This window comes from Variovorax gracilis (assembly GCF_030317115.1).
Lineage (GTDB): Bacteria > Pseudomonadota > Gammaproteobacteria > Burkholderiales > Burkholderiaceae_C > Variovorax > Variovorax gracilis.
In genome coordinates this window covers 103,709-119,711 of sequence record NZ_JASZYF010000015.1, presented here as the reverse complement: position 1 = coordinate 119,711, position 16,003 = coordinate 103,709, and the positions used below count along the sequence as shown (strand labels likewise).

The 16,003-nt window shown below is 63.4% G+C and carries 14 protein-coding genes and 1 pseudogene; 8 read left to right on the top strand and 7 right to left on the bottom strand.

Annotated features, from left to right (window positions below; translation table 11 throughout):
* Positions 1-494: 494 nt before the first annotated feature.
* From QTH97_RS24470 to QTH97_RS24455, 4 genes and pseudogenes are all read left to right on the top strand, one after another.
* Positions 495-1,001, top strand: a pseudogene (locus QTH97_RS24470) (IS110 family RNA-guided transposase); the annotation flags it as partial.
* A 367-nt stretch (positions 1,002-1,368) separates the two neighbouring features.
* The gene (locus QTH97_RS24465) at positions 1,369-2,214 is read left to right on the top strand and encodes a type 2 periplasmic-binding domain-containing protein (RefSeq protein ID WP_286571085.1); all 846 of its coding nucleotides are present in this window, start codon (positions 1,369-1,371) and stop codon (positions 2,212-2,214) included.
* 292 nt (positions 2,215-2,506) lie between these two features.
* Positions 2,507-4,855 (top strand): CHAT domain-containing protein, encoded by a 2,349-nt coding sequence (locus QTH97_RS24460; protein WP_286571084.1) that lies wholly within the window; start codon positions 2,507-2,509, stop codon positions 4,853-4,855.
* A 490-nt stretch (positions 4,856-5,345) separates the two neighbouring features.
* Positions 5,346-6,464 carry an IS110 family RNA-guided transposase gene (locus QTH97_RS24455; protein WP_286571083.1) on the top strand — a complete coding sequence of 373 codons (1,119 nt, stop codon included), beginning with the start codon at positions 5,346-5,348 and terminating at the stop codon, positions 6,462-6,464.
* Between the two features lie 987 nt (positions 6,465-7,451).
* Here QTH97_RS24455 and QTH97_RS24450 read toward each other — a convergent pair.
* The 3 genes from QTH97_RS24450 to QTH97_RS24440 form a co-directional block, all read right to left on the bottom strand.
* Positions 7,452-8,447, bottom strand: a complete 996-nt coding sequence (locus tag QTH97_RS24450; RefSeq protein ID WP_286571082.1) for a tetratricopeptide repeat protein — start codon at positions 8,445-8,447, stop codon at positions 7,452-7,454.
* Complete coding sequence (locus tag QTH97_RS24445) at positions 8,407-9,210, bottom strand: adenylate/guanylate cyclase domain-containing protein (RefSeq protein WP_286571081.1); 804 nt, start codon at positions 9,208-9,210, stop codon at positions 8,407-8,409. Before QTH97_RS24445 ends, QTH97_RS24450 begins: the two co-directional genes overlap by 41 nt.
* A gap of 199 nt (positions 9,211-9,409) precedes the next feature.
* Complete coding sequence (locus QTH97_RS24440) at positions 9,410-9,784, bottom strand: hydroxyisourate hydrolase (RefSeq protein ID WP_286571080.1); 375 nt, start codon at positions 9,782-9,784, stop codon at positions 9,410-9,412.
* A gap of 136 nt (positions 9,785-9,920) precedes the next feature.
* Between QTH97_RS24440 and QTH97_RS24435 the strand changes: the two genes are divergently transcribed.
* The 4 genes from QTH97_RS24435 (at position 9,921) to QTH97_RS24420 (ending at position 12,064) form a co-directional block, all read left to right on the top strand.
* Complete coding sequence (locus QTH97_RS24435; RefSeq protein ID WP_286571088.1) at positions 9,921-10,406, top strand: SixA phosphatase family protein; 486 nt, start codon at positions 9,921-9,923, stop codon at positions 10,404-10,406.
* A gap of 584 nt (positions 10,407-10,990) precedes the next feature.
* Entirely contained in the window at positions 10,991-11,458 is a 468-nt protein-coding gene (locus QTH97_RS24430) for a carboxypeptidase regulatory-like domain-containing protein (protein ID WP_286571079.1), read from the top strand.
* 26 nt (positions 11,459-11,484) lie between these two features.
* Positions 11,485-11,691 carry an AtuA-related protein gene (locus QTH97_RS24425; RefSeq protein WP_286571078.1) on the top strand — a complete coding sequence of 69 codons (207 nt, stop codon included), beginning with the start codon at positions 11,485-11,487 and terminating at the stop codon, positions 11,689-11,691.
* A gap of 40 nt (positions 11,692-11,731) precedes the next feature.
* The gene (locus tag QTH97_RS24420) at positions 11,732-12,064 is read left to right on the top strand and encodes a hypothetical protein (protein ID WP_286571077.1); all 333 of its coding nucleotides are present in this window, start codon (positions 11,732-11,734) and stop codon (positions 12,062-12,064) included.
* A gap of 6 nt (positions 12,065-12,070) precedes the next feature.
* Here the strand turns inward: QTH97_RS24420 and tnpC are convergent, their stop codons facing one another.
* The 4 genes from tnpC to QTH97_RS24400 all read right to left on the bottom strand — a co-directional run bounded on the left by tnpC (position 12,071) and on the right by QTH97_RS24400 (position 15,816).
* On the bottom strand, positions 12,071-13,633 hold the full coding sequence (tnpC, locus tag QTH97_RS24415) for an IS66 family transposase (protein ID WP_286571087.1): 1,563 nt from the start codon (positions 13,631-13,633) through the stop codon (positions 12,071-12,073).
* 103 nt (positions 13,634-13,736) lie between these two features.
* Entirely contained in the window at positions 13,737-14,075 is a 339-nt protein-coding gene (tnpB, locus tag QTH97_RS24410) for an IS66 family insertion sequence element accessory protein TnpB (RefSeq protein ID WP_286571076.1), read from the bottom strand.
* Positions 14,072-14,464: a transposase gene (locus tag QTH97_RS24405; RefSeq protein WP_286571075.1), complete on the bottom strand. Its 393-nt coding sequence runs from the start codon at positions 14,462-14,464 to the stop codon at positions 14,072-14,074. Before QTH97_RS24405 ends, tnpB begins: the two co-directional genes overlap by 4 nt.
* A gap of 368 nt (positions 14,465-14,832) precedes the next feature.
* Positions 14,833-15,816 (bottom strand): ABC transporter substrate-binding protein, encoded by a 984-nt coding sequence (locus QTH97_RS24400; protein ID WP_286571074.1) that lies wholly within the window; start codon positions 15,814-15,816, stop codon positions 14,833-14,835.
* Positions 15,817-16,003 lie beyond the last annotated feature (187 nt).

Sequence of the window (16,003 nt, the reverse complement as noted above, 5' to 3'; positions counted from 1 at the left end):
CCAGCGCCGTGGCGCGCTGAACGAACGAGCTCCTCAGTCGGTCAGCAACACATTCTTGTTCAAGGGAGGAATGACACCCAGCATTGGTTTGCGAAGCTTTTGGAAGTGATGGCAAAACTGGTTAGACCGACACCCTGAAGCCTGTTTTTAGTGCCGGCTGCCCTTCGGGATCGAGCCGTCTTTTTGCTTAGGACTCGGGTGTGCGGATCTCATCGAGGCTGCGGGCATGTTCCGACGCGCCCACCGGCAAGCCGTATACGTGCATGCAAACCGTTTACGTCATGTGACCGAAAAGAGCTTGCAACAGGCGCTGGGTCCATACATGCACGAAAACACGAGTCCGAGCGAAAACAAGTGGATGGCAAGTGGTTGTTGGAAAAGGATTTACTCGACCAAAGCGCACCGATTTGCTGTGATGGACCCTGCGCCACCCCGATAGCAAACTGAGCGGCTCATCAACCGTTGTTGTCAGGAGGTTAATCATGGAGATCTAAATTCTCGGCATCGACTTGGCCAAGCGCGTCTTCCAGCTTCACGGCGCTGGCCGCCAAGGACGTACGGTGTACGCCGCCAAGGTCATGCGCGCTGCCTTCCTGGAGACGGTTCGCGAATCGCGTCCTCGCATCGTCGCCATGGAGGCGTGCGGCTCGGCGCACCACTGGGCGCGATGCTTCCGTTCCATGGGCATCGAGGTGCGGTTGATCAGTCCGCAGTACGTCACACCGTTCGTGAAGACCAACAAGAACGACCGCAACGATGCACAGGCCATCGTCGAGGCCGCCAGCCGCCCGACGATGAACTTCGTGACCGTGAAGTCAGTCGAGCAGCAGGATATTCAGGCGGTCCATCGCGTGCGCGAGCTGCTGGTCCAGCAACGCACGGCATTGATCAATCAGGCCAGAGGACTGTTGGCCGAGCGAGGCGTGTCGATCGCGCAGACACGCCAGGCATTCAAGCGTGCGGTCCCGCAGATCGTGGGCGCGTGCGAGGGTGAGGTGACGAGCGTGTGCTAGGCCATGGTGCTGGAGATCTCGCAGCAGTTCTACGCGCTGGTCGCCCCACGCTTGGGGAGGTCTTCAACGAGCTGATGAGTTCGCGGGAACACCTTCCGTTTCTGGGCGACTCGATGTTCTATGCTCTGGTTCGGGCGCTCATCGACGTGGACGATCCATTGATTCTCGTCGCTGGGCACCTGGCCGTTCTCGCGTCTGGGGCGGCAAGGAGGTCGTCACAAGAAGGCGTTGTTCGCGAGCGCCAGTATTTCGGCGCATACTCGCGACAGTAGTTGCTCCGGAGGCACGAACAATGGTTCGATGTCAGGCGGCTGAAAGTTCGCGGCGGCTAGCGATGCTTCATGCGGCGCGTCTCGTGGCAGGGCTGACGCTGATGGCTGTCTGCGGCAGCGGCCTCGCGGCGGCGACGGCGAGCACGACGGGTGGGACCAGGCCTCTCGCGGCGCTGCGCCGGCTGAACGTCGCGAGCAAGCCATGGACCGGCGACTTCGATGGGATACTTGCGTGCCGCTTGATCCGCTTCGACGTACCGCTAAGCCGTTCGCTGTATTTCGTCGACAAGGGGCGCGAGCGCGTGCTCCCAGCCGAGCTGGTGCGCGAATTCGAGCGCTGGGTCAACAAGACCTATACCAGGCAGCTCGGCAAGCGGCCGCTGCCCGTCTGCATCATTCCGACCACCGGCGACATGCTGCTCTCGAACCTGGCTGCGGGGCTGGGCGACATAGCGCTCGGCAACCCGAGTGTCACCGACGAGCGTAGGCAGCTCGTCGACTTCGTCGCGCCTGACCCGAACTGGACGAACGTCGAAATCCTCGTCACCGGGTCCACCGGACCGACGATCGGCTCCCTCGACGACCTGTCGGGCCAGGACGTGCACGTACGTGAATCGTCGAGCTACCACGCGAGCCTTGTCGCGCTGAACGAGCGCATACGCGCGGCCGGCAAGGCGTCGGCGACGCTTCTGCCGGTGCCCGATGCGCTCGAGGACGAGGACATGCTCGAGATCGCGAACGCCGGGTTGATCGGCGCGATGGTCGTCGAGAGCTGGAAGGCCAGGATGTGGGCGCAGCCCCTGTCCAGGCTCGACGTGCCCAGGGACATCGTGCTGCGCGAGGCGACGCCGGCGGGCTGGGCGATCCGCAAGAAGCGACGAGATCACCCAGTTGATGACTTAAGCGGCCCGACCTGCGTCGGGCCATGACGCCATGAAAGCCCGTGCAATTCTCTTCTTGCCTGCATGCCTGGTCGTAGGCTCCGCATGGGCGCAGATGCGGCCACCGCAGGGCCTAGGCTTCCCGGGCGTGGATGCCCAGTGCGCGCAACTGGTGGAACTTGCGCGGGCGGTCCCGAATGCCAACGTCGATGCGCTGTTGCAAAGGGCGGGCTGCAGTCCCCCACCCGCCGCACCCGCGGCGCCAACGCCGCCAGCGCTCGATCCCGCAGCTGCCGCGCAAATGCGCGTGCGCAACTCGAAACAAGAGATGTGCCGCAGCATGACCCAAGCCCTCAGCCAATCCGTCGACGGCGGCGGCTTCTGGCTCGGGCCTTTGCCCGTCGTGGTGGCGCGGGAGCGCGAGCTTCGATGTGACGACGCGGCCCGCGCCGACCCGCCGTGGATGCAAGCGTTGCAGGAAGGGCTCCTGCGTTTCGACAAGGGCCGCTTCGACCGCTCCGCCGACGCATTCCGCGACGCTTTGCCGAACGCGCCCAGCGAGGACGTCCGCATCCGGCTGCTGGCCGAAATGGGCAAGAGCCTGCTCGCCGCAGGCCGCACCGAAGAGGCGCGCGCAGCGTTCGATCAAGCGCTCGCCATCGTTGGCAAGGCCACGCCGCCCATGCCCAAATCGCAGGTGCTGCAGCCGCCAACCAGGCCCGGGTTTTCGCTCTTTGGCGGCGGTGGCGTCGACATCCAGGCCATGATGGAACGCGCGCAGCGCGACCAGGAAGACACGATGGCCGCCCACACCCAGCGCCAGGTGCAGTCCGAGTTGCTGGTGCTCATGGGCTTGGCGCAGCTCCAGGCCAACAACATGAACGCGGCCATCGACAGCCTGCGCCAGGCCAACGCGATCGTGCAAAGCCAGGGTGAAGGCGGGGTCATGGATCGCAGCATCGTGCCACCCTATCTTGCGCTCGCGCTGCAGCGTGCCGGACGCCTCGACGAAGCGCGCACGCTGCTGGAAGGTGCCCTGGCCGAGCGCGAGGAAGTGGTCGGCGTCCTGGGTGCGTACCCGCAGATCGCGGAGTCGATGAACACCCTGGCCATGGGGGCCATGATGGCCGGGCAGCAACGCAATGTGGCGGCAGGTGCCATGACCACCGGCGAGACCTTCCTGCCCAGCTTTGCCTGCCCGCTGCTCGAGCAGGTCAACGCACAAAGCAACGCACCGGAGCGCGCCCTCGAAGCCGCGGAGCAATGCCGTGCCCGGGCCTTGGCGCAAGTGTTGGCCAATCGCGCGTTCTACAAGCCGGCGCCCTCCCTGCAAGAAATGACCGCTTCGGCCACGCGGCGGCAAGCTTCGCCGTCGGGCGACTCGCCAACGGGAGCCGACCTGCGCAAGGAAGTGTTCGACAACCCGCAAGCCGTCGCCGCCAGCCGGCCGGCCAGCATCGCCGACATGCGCCAGATGGCGGCCGAGCGGCGCGCCACGGTGGTGGCGTACTCGATCACCACCACCGTCAACAAGCTGCCCAGCCGCATGCCTGATCGCGAGACCGGCGTGCGCCTGTGGGTCGTGAGCCCGGACGGGCGCGTCACGATGCGCGAACGTCCGTTTGCCGGCGTGCTCGACAACGCAGACGAGACCTACGCGTTGACGGACGCCATCATGCAAGCGCGCAGGATGTTCGGCGTGGCAGGCCGCGGGCCGGTCGCGGTCGTCGCCGCGCGTCCACCCCCGCGCGTCACGCGATCGAGCAACGAGTTGCGGCGCCTGTACCAGGTGCTGATCGAACCGGTAGCGGACCTGCTGCCCGCCGGAGACGGGGCGCGCGTGCTATTCATGCCGCAGGGCGCACTGTTCCTCGTGCCCTTTGCCGCGCTGGAAGATGCGGCGGGCGCGCCCCTGGTTGCGCGCTATTCGGTCTCCATCACGCCGTCGATGCAAACGCTGGCGCTGACGGGCGTGCGCAAGCGCACGTCGCGCGCCAACGGGCCGGCGCTCATCGTGGGCAACCCGGTGATGCCGACCTACACGCCGGTGCCCGGACAGCCTGCGCTGGACATTCCCGACTTGCCCGGCGCCGAAGAAGAGGCCAGGGCGATCGGCACCCTGCTGAAGGCACTGCCACTCACGGGCGCCGCCGCCACCAAGGCCAGGGTGATTCGCGACGCGCGCGATGCGCGCTACATCCACCTGGCCACGCACGGCTTCCTGGATGACGTCACCGAGCGGTCGCAGCGCCAGGCCAACCCCCATGTGCGCAGCATGACCATGCTCGGCGGCGACGCCAGCAACGAATCCAAAACCCCCGGCATGCTGGCGCTGGCCCCCAGCGGCGCCGACAACGGCATGCTCGCCGCCGACGAGATCGCCGACGCCACGACCAATGCCGACCTCGTCGTGATGAGCGCCTGCGACTCGGGCCGCGGCGCGATCAACGACGAGGGCGTCATCGGCCTGTCACGCGCCTGGATCGCGGCGGGCGCGCCGAGCGTGATCGTATCGCTGTGGGCCATTCCAGATGAGCCCACGCGCGACCTCATGGTGAGCTTCTACGGCCGCCTGCAGGCGGGAGCCGGCAAGAGCGAGGCTCTGCGCGACGCGATGATGGCTACGCGCGAGACTTATCCCAAGACGGCCTTCTGGGCCGCGTTCGTGCTGATGGGTGAGCCTGATTAGCCAGGGTTGCTCGTTCCCCGCCCTGGCGCCAGCAATCCAGCCAAACCGCCCGCTGCCGCAGCGCCGATGGCGACCAGTCCGTCGGGGACGTTGCCCGTGCCATTGATGCTCAACGACCAGAGTGCGCCCACGGTCATCCGCGGGGCGCGGAGCGGTCTTAGGCGGGAGCTCAGATGACGGCCCGTGCACTGGCCGGATGCTACGCACATTCAGCGAAACGAACCATCAAGAGGGGGCCGAGGCTGACGACTTCATCCCTCGCAATCGCCAGTTTTCCGAACACCGTGGAGACCTGACCTGGGACAACATTCTTGAGCGCCGCCGTGTGCTCTTGATCGCCGAGGCAAGCGCTGGAAATACATACTAGACATCATGGTCGCTCGATAGGCAGCGGGGGGCTCGTCTCCGGTATCGTGGATTGCGTGCTCTGAGAGGCGCCGAGCCACATGCGGCGAGCGTAGGCCAGCCGCAAACCGTATGGAGACGAGCCATGGACGAGAGTATCAAGTTCTTCGTTGGTCTGGATGCGCACAAGGACAGCATTGCTGTTGCCGTTTGTGAAGCTGGGCGAGAGCCGAGCCGGTTCGTGGGCACCCTGAGGCCCGACGTGCAGGTGGTGCTCAAGGCGTTGCGCAAGTACGGCCCGCCTAGGCAAGTCAGCGTGGTCTACGAGGCTGGGCCGACGGGCTATGGGCTGTATCGCGCGCTAAGCGCACAGGGCTACCGTTGCGAGGTCATCGCGCCTTCGCTGGTGCCGCGCCGAGCGGGCGAGCGAATCAAGACCGACCGGCGCGATTGCGCACGGCTGGCCGAGCTTTCGCGAGCCGGCGAGCTCAAGGCGATCTGGGTGCCCGACGAGGCCCACGAGGCGATGCGCAACCTTTGGCGCGCCCGTGAAGACGCAGTCAACTTGCGTCTGAAGGCTCGCCAGCAACTCAAGGCCTTCTTGCTGCGACATGAACGACGCTATCCGGGCAAGACCTCCTGGACCAAGATGCACGAGCGCTGGATCACCCTGCAACGCTTCGATCACCCGGCGGACCAGATCGCGCTGACCGAGTACCAGTTGGCCGCACAGGGCGCACATGAACGGGTGCAGCGATTGGGTGCGGCACTCGCGCAGGGCACCAAAGGCTGGCGCTTCGAGGCGGTTGTGGCGGCTTTGCGAGCGCTGCGCGGCATTGATACCGTCAGCTCCATTGGGCTGGTGTGCGAGATCGGCGACATCCACCGCTTCGCCAGCGCTCGCCAGCGTATGGGCTACCTGGGACTCGTACCGTCGGAGCATTCCAGCGGCGGCAGCGTACGTCGTGGCTCGATCACCAAGACCGGGAACGCTCACGCGAGGCGCCTGCTGACAGAGGCAGCGTGGAACTATCGCTTCCCGGCACGCATGAGCCAGGAATTGCGTGACCGCAGCAAGGCGTTGCCGCCACGCATACGCACCCACGCGTGGAAGGCACAGGTGCGCCTGTGCGCACGGTTCGCCCGGCTGTCGAGCCGGGGTGTGCAGGCCAACAAGGTCTGTGTGGCGGTCGCGCGGGAGTTGACTGGCTTCATCTGGGCCATCGCGCAACTGTCCGCAGCGGAGTCGACATCGCAGCAATAAGGAACGGGCTACGCAGCAGGCGTCATCGGGTGATGCGTCACGGCATCACGATGGGAAGAACCCTCATTCACACTATCGCCAGAAGGCCTTCGGCAACCTGCGTCACTAGAGCGAGGCAGCTTCCATGACGGATCGATGCACGGTGGTAGCCAACCCACGGATATCAGTCTGATCCATCGACGAAGCAGCAAACTCGTCGCGCATCACCCCATGCCGCCTGCATGAACCAAAAGAGGATCCGTTGACGCGAGCGACCATATCAGTGTGAGCAGCAGGCCGTCAGAGCGAGGCCGTGCTTCGTGACGAGACGAAGTCGTGGCGCCAACGCGTGCTCGAAGCCTCCTCGACGGCATCGGCGACGTGGCGACCTCCTCATTCGCGTTGCAGATTTGTCGAGCTCTTGCGGAGGACAGCCGCCGCGTTCATGCGCACTTGGCGGGACTTCGGGCCATCGACTTTGCCGGAGAGCCAGGTGACCTGGCATACGAGCAATGGCTGGCGTGGATGAAGCTTCATGTGATCGGCGGCCGGGAGGCGCCGAAGGTGGGACTTTCCGAAAGCGTTTGCAATCCCCCATGATGTCAAATTTGAAGACGCTTTATGAGTGGTGATGTTTTCGACATCGAGCAGGTTCTGGCCTGCTGTCGCGGGCGGCTGGCGTCATTCAAATGCCCGAAGTCCGTCGACGTCGCCGACGCACTGCCTCGAAACTCGACTGGAAGATCCTGAAGAAGGATTTGCGCAGGCCCTATTGGACCGGACGAGAGCGCCAAATTGTTTGAGCAGCAAATCGTCTTGATTGCAAGTTTCTCTCTCCCGACACTGCACGACTTTCGAAGCAGGTTGGTCGGAGACTCATCCAGCGTCCATTGGACGGCGAACCGACACCGTGCGACTACATGATTCGACTGCAGCAACTCATGGGGAGAAACCCCGACCCTCGCTGTGCGTGGCCCGCGTCGCTGGGGGGCACCGTGAACTGGTCCATCAGCCGTCACGCCACAGCGCATCGAGCCTCGCCCCGATGCGTGGGCCATGTGTATGCGCGACTTCCTGGAGTGAAAGCCTTGAACGAATGAACCGGGCAGTCGCGACCGCGATTCGCGCTTCCGATTCCCGCCCCATCTCGAGCAACAGCGCCGCTTCCAGGATCCGGCTGAGATGGAGCCTCGGGTCACGACGGGCACTTGCCAGCGTCTCTTCGAGGGCTTCCTCCAGGCGTTGAGCTTTCATCAGTCGGCAGCCAAGGGCCCAGCCCCAAAAACCCAGTCGCCGGTCTCTCGGACTAATTCGCATCCCGTAGCTCATGCGCTCGAGCGAATCGTCACTTCGCCCCATGCGTCCGTAAGTAACGCCAAGCGCCACATGAGCCTGAGCATTGCTGGGGTCGATCTCCAAGGCACGAAGCAGGATCTGTGCACCGCGCTCAAGCTGACCAATATCGGCCAAGGCGCAACCCGCAAATCCAAGCACCAACGTGTTTCCGTCGTCCAGGGAAAGGGCATGCTCCGCCGCAATTCGAGCCTCCTCCACGATGTCCGACGTGCTGGGGAGTAGCCCGGTCGTACTGCCCAGAACGGTCCACAGCGCGAAGAGGGCCTCTGCTTCAGCGAATCCCGGATCGAGCTGATAGGCCATGCGCAACTTATTCCTCGCCTCGCGGATTGCTTCCTCTGTCCAGCCGATGAGGGTGACGGCGCCGACGCCTTGCTGATAGTGTCCCCATGCGCCCACGTTACTCGGGCGCAATCGATGGATAAGGGCAATTTCTGCGCGCGTGAGCTCCGGTTCGAGTTCCGAAATGACGCCGCGTGCAATGTCGTCTTGCAAGTCCACAAGCTGTGCTGGATCAGCCTCGAAGCGGCCAGACCAGAGCACGCGCGCGGATGCGGCATCAATTAGCTGTGCCGTGACACGAACCACGTCACCGATGGAACGCACGCTACCTTCGACGACCGTATCGCACGCCGAGTTCGAATGCAATCGACGCAACTCCCGCGCCGAGCCCACGGAACGCGAAAGACGACGATTGGGAGATCAGTTCGAATCCGGCTACCCGCGCAAGCAATGCGATTACGTCTTCGACCAGACCATCAGCGAGGAATCCAAGCTTCGGATCCGTCGATAGAACCTTGAAGGGCAGCACCGCAATTGCCGGCTTGCAAGCAGATCCCTTACGCTCGACAGCGCGAGCGCCTCTGTGTTCGGTCGCCCTGTCTTCCGCAAGAACGCGCCAAGCCCGCACGGGATCGGGGAAGTTTTTCACTGCGTGTTCGCCCATATCGTCGAATATTGCGGGCACCCGCCCTTTGACGGCGGTCCGGACAGACTCCGACACGCAGATGCCGCCCGCGCCAGCCAGCGTTTGCAATCGAGCGGCGATATTTACCCCGTCGCCGTACACCGTGCCGTCATTTTTTTCGATCACGTCACCGAGGTGCAGGCCGATGCGAAAACGCATCTGCCGATTCGATGCTTCTGTCTCGGCTTGTGCGTTCAGCTGTGCCTGAACGACCAAAGCCGCCGCTACAGCGCCCGATGCGGTGCCAAAGATTGCCAGAACGGAATCGCCCGCCATGTCAATGACTCGCCCTTGCTGCGACTCGATCTGGGCACGGATCACCGCTCGGGCCGCATCCAATGCGGTCAGAGTGGCGCAATCGTCGCTGGCCATCAGACGCGAATACCCCACGGCATCGGCCACAAGAATGGCTGCGAGCCGGTGATGAAGACTCGCACCACTCATGGCGTAGCCCGAGCCGATCCCGATGACCGTTGCTCGGGATGTGCTGGCACTGTGAGTCCGGAACTCATTGGCACAGGATACGCAACGCGCGCCGCTTGGCAAGCCACTTCAGGTCGGCCATCACGCTTAGCAAGGAGGTTGCCTTGAAGCGCCCACCCCGAGGGGCCTCAGCGAGGTCGTTTCGGATGTCGACCCCGATTCAAGCCGCCCCGCGAAAGCAGGACAGTCCCCAAGGGGTGAGCTTCACCGGAAGATGGTAGTGCCGCGAAAGATCGGCCAAGCCGAAACGGAAACACTGGACGTCCATGAACGCCGGCTCGGGAAGCGTCTGTCCGCGTTCACGGTAGTAGTCCCCTACATGCAGCCGCATCTCGTACACGCCCACATTAAACAGTTGGGCCTGGCCCTCGAAGCCGTCGACCACGCCGTTGCGCCCTACTTTTCCGGCAACCAAAGGCTCCCAGCGTTCGGGCCGCCCTTGCTCGCCACTTGCCTGACGCAGGATCTCCACCCGCATGCCCACTGCAACAACCCCGTTGGCCACGTCTACGACGTGGATCGACACAGCTTGCATCCTCGCTCCTTGCCTTCCCGCGCCTCGCGCGCTACATGAGCGAATCTAACGGATTGGACGCCGGTCCATCCCTTGGCGAGGTCCGCCGCATCCTCTCATCATGCGGTGTACAGTTGCACGAGATCGAAAGTTGATCGTGAAAACCTTGTTTCTAGTTCGGCATGCCAAATCGAGTCGCGACGATCCGACCTTGCCCGATCGGGAGCGACCGTTGGACGATCGCGGCCGCCGGGACGCGCTCACAATGGGCAAGCGCCTCAGCGAGCGCGGGGTGAAGCCGGATCTGCTCGTGTCGAGCCCGGCACTGCGCGCGCTGACGACGGCACAACTCATCGCCGACGAGATCGGCTACCAACGCAAGGGCATCGTTGTCGATGAACGAATCTACGCCAGCAGCCCGGACGGCCTGCTCGCCGTCGTTTGCGCACTTGATCACAAGCTAAAACGGGTGATGCTTTTCGGCCATAACCCCGAGTTCACTGATCTCTCACATCGGCTGTCGAGCGAAATCACCGACATGCCCACATGTGCAGTCGCCGAGTTCCGCTTCGATGTAAAGGCGTGGGCAGATGTAGGGGAGATTGGTCCGGCGAAGACCAATCTGGACGTGCCAAAGAAGTAGATCGGGAGTCGCAGTTCGAAGCCCAACTCGGACCGAAGCAGCTCGTCTACGATGGCGGCAGCCGGCGAGAGATCGAGGCGTCGCCGGAGCCGGCGGCCCCGACTTCAGTGGGCCTGGATGAGGAATGTCACGCGAAGTCTCATGGACCTCGCGCTGTTACCGCCAATCGACAGCTCGCCAAACCACTAGTCAGACTTGGGCCGTCTTCGCAATCGATCGATGCCGTCCATGGTCTCAATATTCGCGTGGCCATCTCCGTCGCCGACTGCAATCTGGGGTGGTCGTACTTGTCGTGCGGAAGAGTGCGTCGAGCAGGAACTGGGCTTTGCGAATCAAAGGCTGGACACTTATAGTTTTTGCCGGGGGATTTTGGCGGTGCAAGTGCCTGTCGGACAGGGACTTTCATGAGCAAAGTGGACCGATTTCCATGAAAGGTACGACAACCCAGACGACCGCTGCCGGAAGGTCGGGTGCGAAGGTTCGTCGGGCGAAGGCTGCGGCGACAGGTTTGGGGCCACTGGGGTGGGTAGCAGCCAGCGAACTGGGTCCCGCGATCGAATCGCATCGCTCTCTTGACACTAGCCGTGAGCAAACTGAATATGGCGACCCCTCAACGACCGGGGCTTCCAATGCATCGCTCCCTTTCGATTCTTGGCTATGGCGTTCTTGTCCTGGCTGCAACTGCATCGTGGTCGGTGCAGGCCCAATCCTCCGGCATCCCGCCGCTGCAGACGCAAGGCAACGTGAAGTATGTCTGTGGTGGCATCGGGTCGAGACAGTCGACCGCGTTCCGCGAGGCGATGAGAAATCATCCGCTCTCGTTAATGTTCGTGAACCGTCGCGGAGAGTTCCTGGCGGCGGTGGCGGTGAACATCAAGAACGACGCTGGCGTCGGGGTACTTTCTATTCCTTCATCCGGTGGTCCGATCTGCCTGATCGACCTGGCACCTGGGCGTTACTCGGTCACCGCAGAACCGCAGGGGAAGGCGGCTCAAACCCGCGTGGTTGGCGTCGGCACCCGTAACAGTTCCCTCGAGTTCAGCTTCCCGTAAGTGCTGTGCTTCTCACGCGCAGAGTCATGCGCTGGCCTTGGCTGCGCGATGCGCTATCCACCCATGCGCTTCGTCTGCTCCTGCCCGAATGTGCAGACGTGGAGATCGTGCGTCATGCGTTTCCACTCCTGCGCGCGGTGCATTTCGTGATGCACGGCCTGCTGGGCAATGGCGGCTCCAGCAATTTGCGCCCCGATGAGGTCGGAAAGGCCGTCGGCGAGTACATCCTCTAGAAGAACATCGACATTCCGCTCGCACTGTTGGGCGAGATCAATGCCACCTCTTGGCGACACGCGTGGCCAGGAATGCCAGCAGCTCTACGCCCCAGACGCCTGGGGGCCCCTGGCCTGCTGCGCTAGCCTCCATGAGCGCGAATCTCATCACGTCGACCGCACCCTCGGCCTGGTCAAGGCACTGGTTGCCGGCGTCGCGCCCGACACGCTCGGCGGTCTCCTTGGTCTTGGTGGCGCCGAGTTCCGGCTGCCTCCGCTGATCGGCCTCTTCGGCTTCAGTGCACTGCCTGCGGTCATGCTCAACAAGACGATGAGCTTGGTGGTCGGTAAGCGGCCAGGCGTTCCACCTTGCACAGACTCCGTGACGGCGTAGGAGCGCCTATTTCGCTGGCTGCCAGCGATGCGGCAACAACTCGTCGATGCAGCTGTTGAGGTGAGTCGGAAGCCGCTCGAGTACGTCGCGCAGATAGACCCAGGGGTCGTGACCGTTCAGCGTGGCGGACTGAACCAGGCTCATCACCATCGCGGCGCGTTGACCGGTCATCTCGCTGCCCGCGAAGAGCCAGCCCTTTCTTCCGACAGCCCAAGGACGTATTTGATTTTCGAGATGATTGTTGTCGAAGGCGACATCGCCGTCGTCGAGGAATCCGCTCAGCGCTTTCCAGCGCTTGAGGCTGTAGTCCAGGGCTCGGGCCGTGGCACTTCCGTCGGCCACCCGACTTCGCTCCAGCTCGAGCCATTCGTGAAGCGCATCCCAGCGCTTCTGCGTGAGCAACATCCTTGCTTCGAGCCGCCGCTCGCTGCTCAGGCTCGCAATCGATCGCTCGATCCGATAGATCCTCTCGAAGCGCTTGATCGCCTCCGTTCCGACGGGGCTGTTCAGTTCGTCGAACTTTCTGCGCGCGTGCGCTCCACAGCCGGCTTCTTTGCGCACGCCGATCTTGGCCACCGTCTCGTAGACCTTGTAGTCGTCGCACACGATCGTGCCGTCCCAGCCCTTGAGGAACGCGACTGGGTACTTTGCACCGCGGCCGACACAGAACTCGTAGACGACACAGGGCTGAGCATCGAACGCGCTGCGGGCGTAGCCCCAGACGTAAGCCTTCTTGGTCTTGCCCGCACCGGGATCCAGCATGCGCACCGGCGTCTCGTCGATATGCAGCACGCGGCACGACAACGCGAACTTGCGCAGCGCTTCGTAAAGTGGCGTCAACGCCGCGCCAGCGCGACCCGACCAGGCGGCCAACGTGGACCGCGGCGTATGCACGCCGGAGCGCGCGTTGATCTTCTCGATCCGGTAGTACGGCAGGTGATCGACGAACCGACTCACCAGAAGGTAGGCCAGCAGCGCCGCAGTGGGGATGCCGTTGTCGATGATCTGCGGATCCACCGGCTCCTGCACCAGCTTCTCGCAGCACTTGCACGCCCACTTGCCACGGATGTGGCGATGCGCGAAGAACTCGGCCGGCACGATGTCCAGTCGCTCGCTCACGTCTTCGCCGATGCGCACCATCGGTCTGCCGCATCCGCAGGTCGTGTCCTCGGGCTCATGGCGGTGCTCTACGCGGCGCAGGTGCGCCGGCAGTGCCTCGCGGCGAGGCGTACGGCGATCGCGCGCCGAGTGGTTCGCGTCAGGCCTGTCGCCGAGCAAGGCGTCGAGCTCGGCCTGCAGGCTCTCCCTGTCTTCGACGAGCGCTTCTTCGAAGAGCTGGCGCTGCTCGGCCGTCATGCGTTCGCTGTGCGCGCCGAACTGCCAGTGCTTCAGACGTTGCAGCTCGAACGTGATCTTCTCGATCTTGGCGTCCTTGAATTTCAGCGCCTTGTCCCGCTGTTCGATTTGCTCCTGATGCGCCTTGGACTGCTGGCCGATGTGGTTGAGCATCTGCAGCAGCAGCGCGTCCTTCTCACTCGGTGCGAGGCGATCCAGATCGCCGGGCTGCAGAGTATGGACATCGAGCATGTCACCCATTGTGCGAGGCCGCCAACCAATCGTCATTGGTGCATGCGCCAATTGATCTCGCGAGGGCCGCCGAAGCGATAGACAACTACACGCGCGTGATGAGTTGCATCTGCTCCAGACGCTGCCACGGCAAACCAAGAACGAGGGCGTCGAACTGGGCTTGCGAGAGAGCCGGGAGTGGACTGGCCGAGCCTGGAGCCGGCCAAATGAAGCGACCCTGGTTCAACCGCCTGGCCGCGCACCAGATGCCGAAGCCATCGTGAATGAGCAGCTTGATGCGCGTGGCGCGCGCGTTGGCGAACACGTAGCCATGGTAGGCCTGGGCGGCCCCGAAGACTCGGACAACACTCATCAACAGTCGGTCCGGGCCGGCTCGCATGTCAATGGGTTCGACCGCGAGCCACATCGCGTCGATGCGGATCATCGCAGCAGCTCTCGCATCCACGCCGCGCATTCAGACACCGCCGCGGACGGCCACGTCACGACAACCTTGGTCGCCCCACGTTGGAGCTCAATCCGAATGCCCGGCATCGCCGGAGCCGAAGGCAATGGAACCTGCACAAAGCTCGACGGCAGTTGCGGAACTGCCTTCGAGGCGATCGCCACGTCGCCTGCGGGTTCTTCAGGGACCCCGCGCTCGAGTTCCAGGACCCAGCGACGGACCAAGTTGGCATTGACGCCGTTGGCCATGGCCACCGACGCCATCGAAACCCCCGGCTTGCAGCAAGCGGCGACGACATGAGCCTTGAATTCGGGCGAGTGCTTGCGCCGACGGCGCCGGCCCTCGTCGGGAGAAGAAGCAGTAGTGTTCACGTGTCCACGATTTGAGTTAAGTGGACAGGAGCATCCTATTGCCCTGGGGAAAATCAAGACGGGGCGGCCAGCCGCTTACGGTGGTCGTGGCATCGGCGCCGGTACAAGTGCATTGAGCCGAGGCCTGCTGAGCGACAGCGTGCCCGTCGTGTCGCTCGGCGAGCCGAGGGCACCGGGAGTGCGTTCTGCATGTGGGCGAACACCTGACGCTCACGCGCCGGGCTCCGACCAGGCCTGGTCTTGGCGCACATGGAGGCAGGCACCGGGGGCGCTGGGCAAATGAAGTGCCTCCTCATCGCAAGTCAGGATGTCGGCTGCGGAGGGCGGTTGGTTCGGGACGCCGCGCAGGCGCGGCCCTGCCACCCAGGTCAATCGACAAATCTAGTGACGCGCAGCAGGAGGGTTTTGGGCAGCTCGATGCCCAGAGCTTTGGCTGTGGCGCGATTGACAACGAACTCAAAGTCTCGCGGTTGCTCAATCGGCAAGTCGCGAGGCGACGCGCCCTTGAGAATCTTGTCGACGTATTCTGCTGCACGCCTCACGATCGTGTCATAGATTGCGCCGTAAGACATGAGAAACCCAGCTTCGGCAAGAGCGGGTAGGACGCTAACCGAAGGAAGGCCGGCGTCAATCGCGCGGCGCGCCAGTTCTGCCCGATGCTCATAAATCAATGGAGTGGGCAGCGCCAGAAACGCATGCGCGCGTTCGGCGGTAGCGGTCTCGATGGCCTTCGCAATGTCCGAATGATCCTTGACGAGCAGAATGATGAGATCCAAGGAGAGCTTCTGAGCCGCATCCTGCAGCTTGGGACCATCCGTCATCTTCGTCATGATGGCGGCAACCCGCTGCAGTCTGGGTACCGCCATCTGAAGCAGTTCAAGCTGCTTCTGTCCAAGCTGCGGAACCATAACGGTCATGCCGGTTACGTTGCTACCAGGCCGGGCGAGCGATCCGACCCAATGCTCAGCGATGGGATCACTACCTCCAACAGCGACGATTGGGATGGTTCCAGTGACGTTATGGGCAACCTCGCGAACTTCACCCCCCAGGGCGACAATCACATCGGCCTTGGATCGCACCAAGTCCTCAGCTTGATCGACGAGTTTCCGGGAATCGCTGGCCGCGCGAAAATCGATTACGACTGTCGCTCCCTCAACATAGCCCAGTTCCCCGAGGCGCCGAATGAGGGGGGCAGAAAGGCCTGAGCCCTGCGACGCAGATCCTAACCAAAGGATGCCTACGCGAGGAACTTTGCGGAACGCTTCGGGCTGGTCGCCGGCAAGTCTTTGCGTTTGAGCAAAGAGGCGCCCGGAAAAACCAATGGCACATGACGCGCCGCTGGCGAGCATCATTCTGCGACGAAGGCGAGATCGGTCGGCCATAGCCAAATTGGGCGCTCGGAGAGTGCCGTCGTCAAGCCGTGGTTCGGACGGATCGGCCTCGTTGACCGTGCCTGTGCCAACTCGATGCAAGTGCTGGATTGCGTGGGTTCGCTATCCTCTTATGAACACGGGTCGTGGAGCTATACCTGACAGTGTG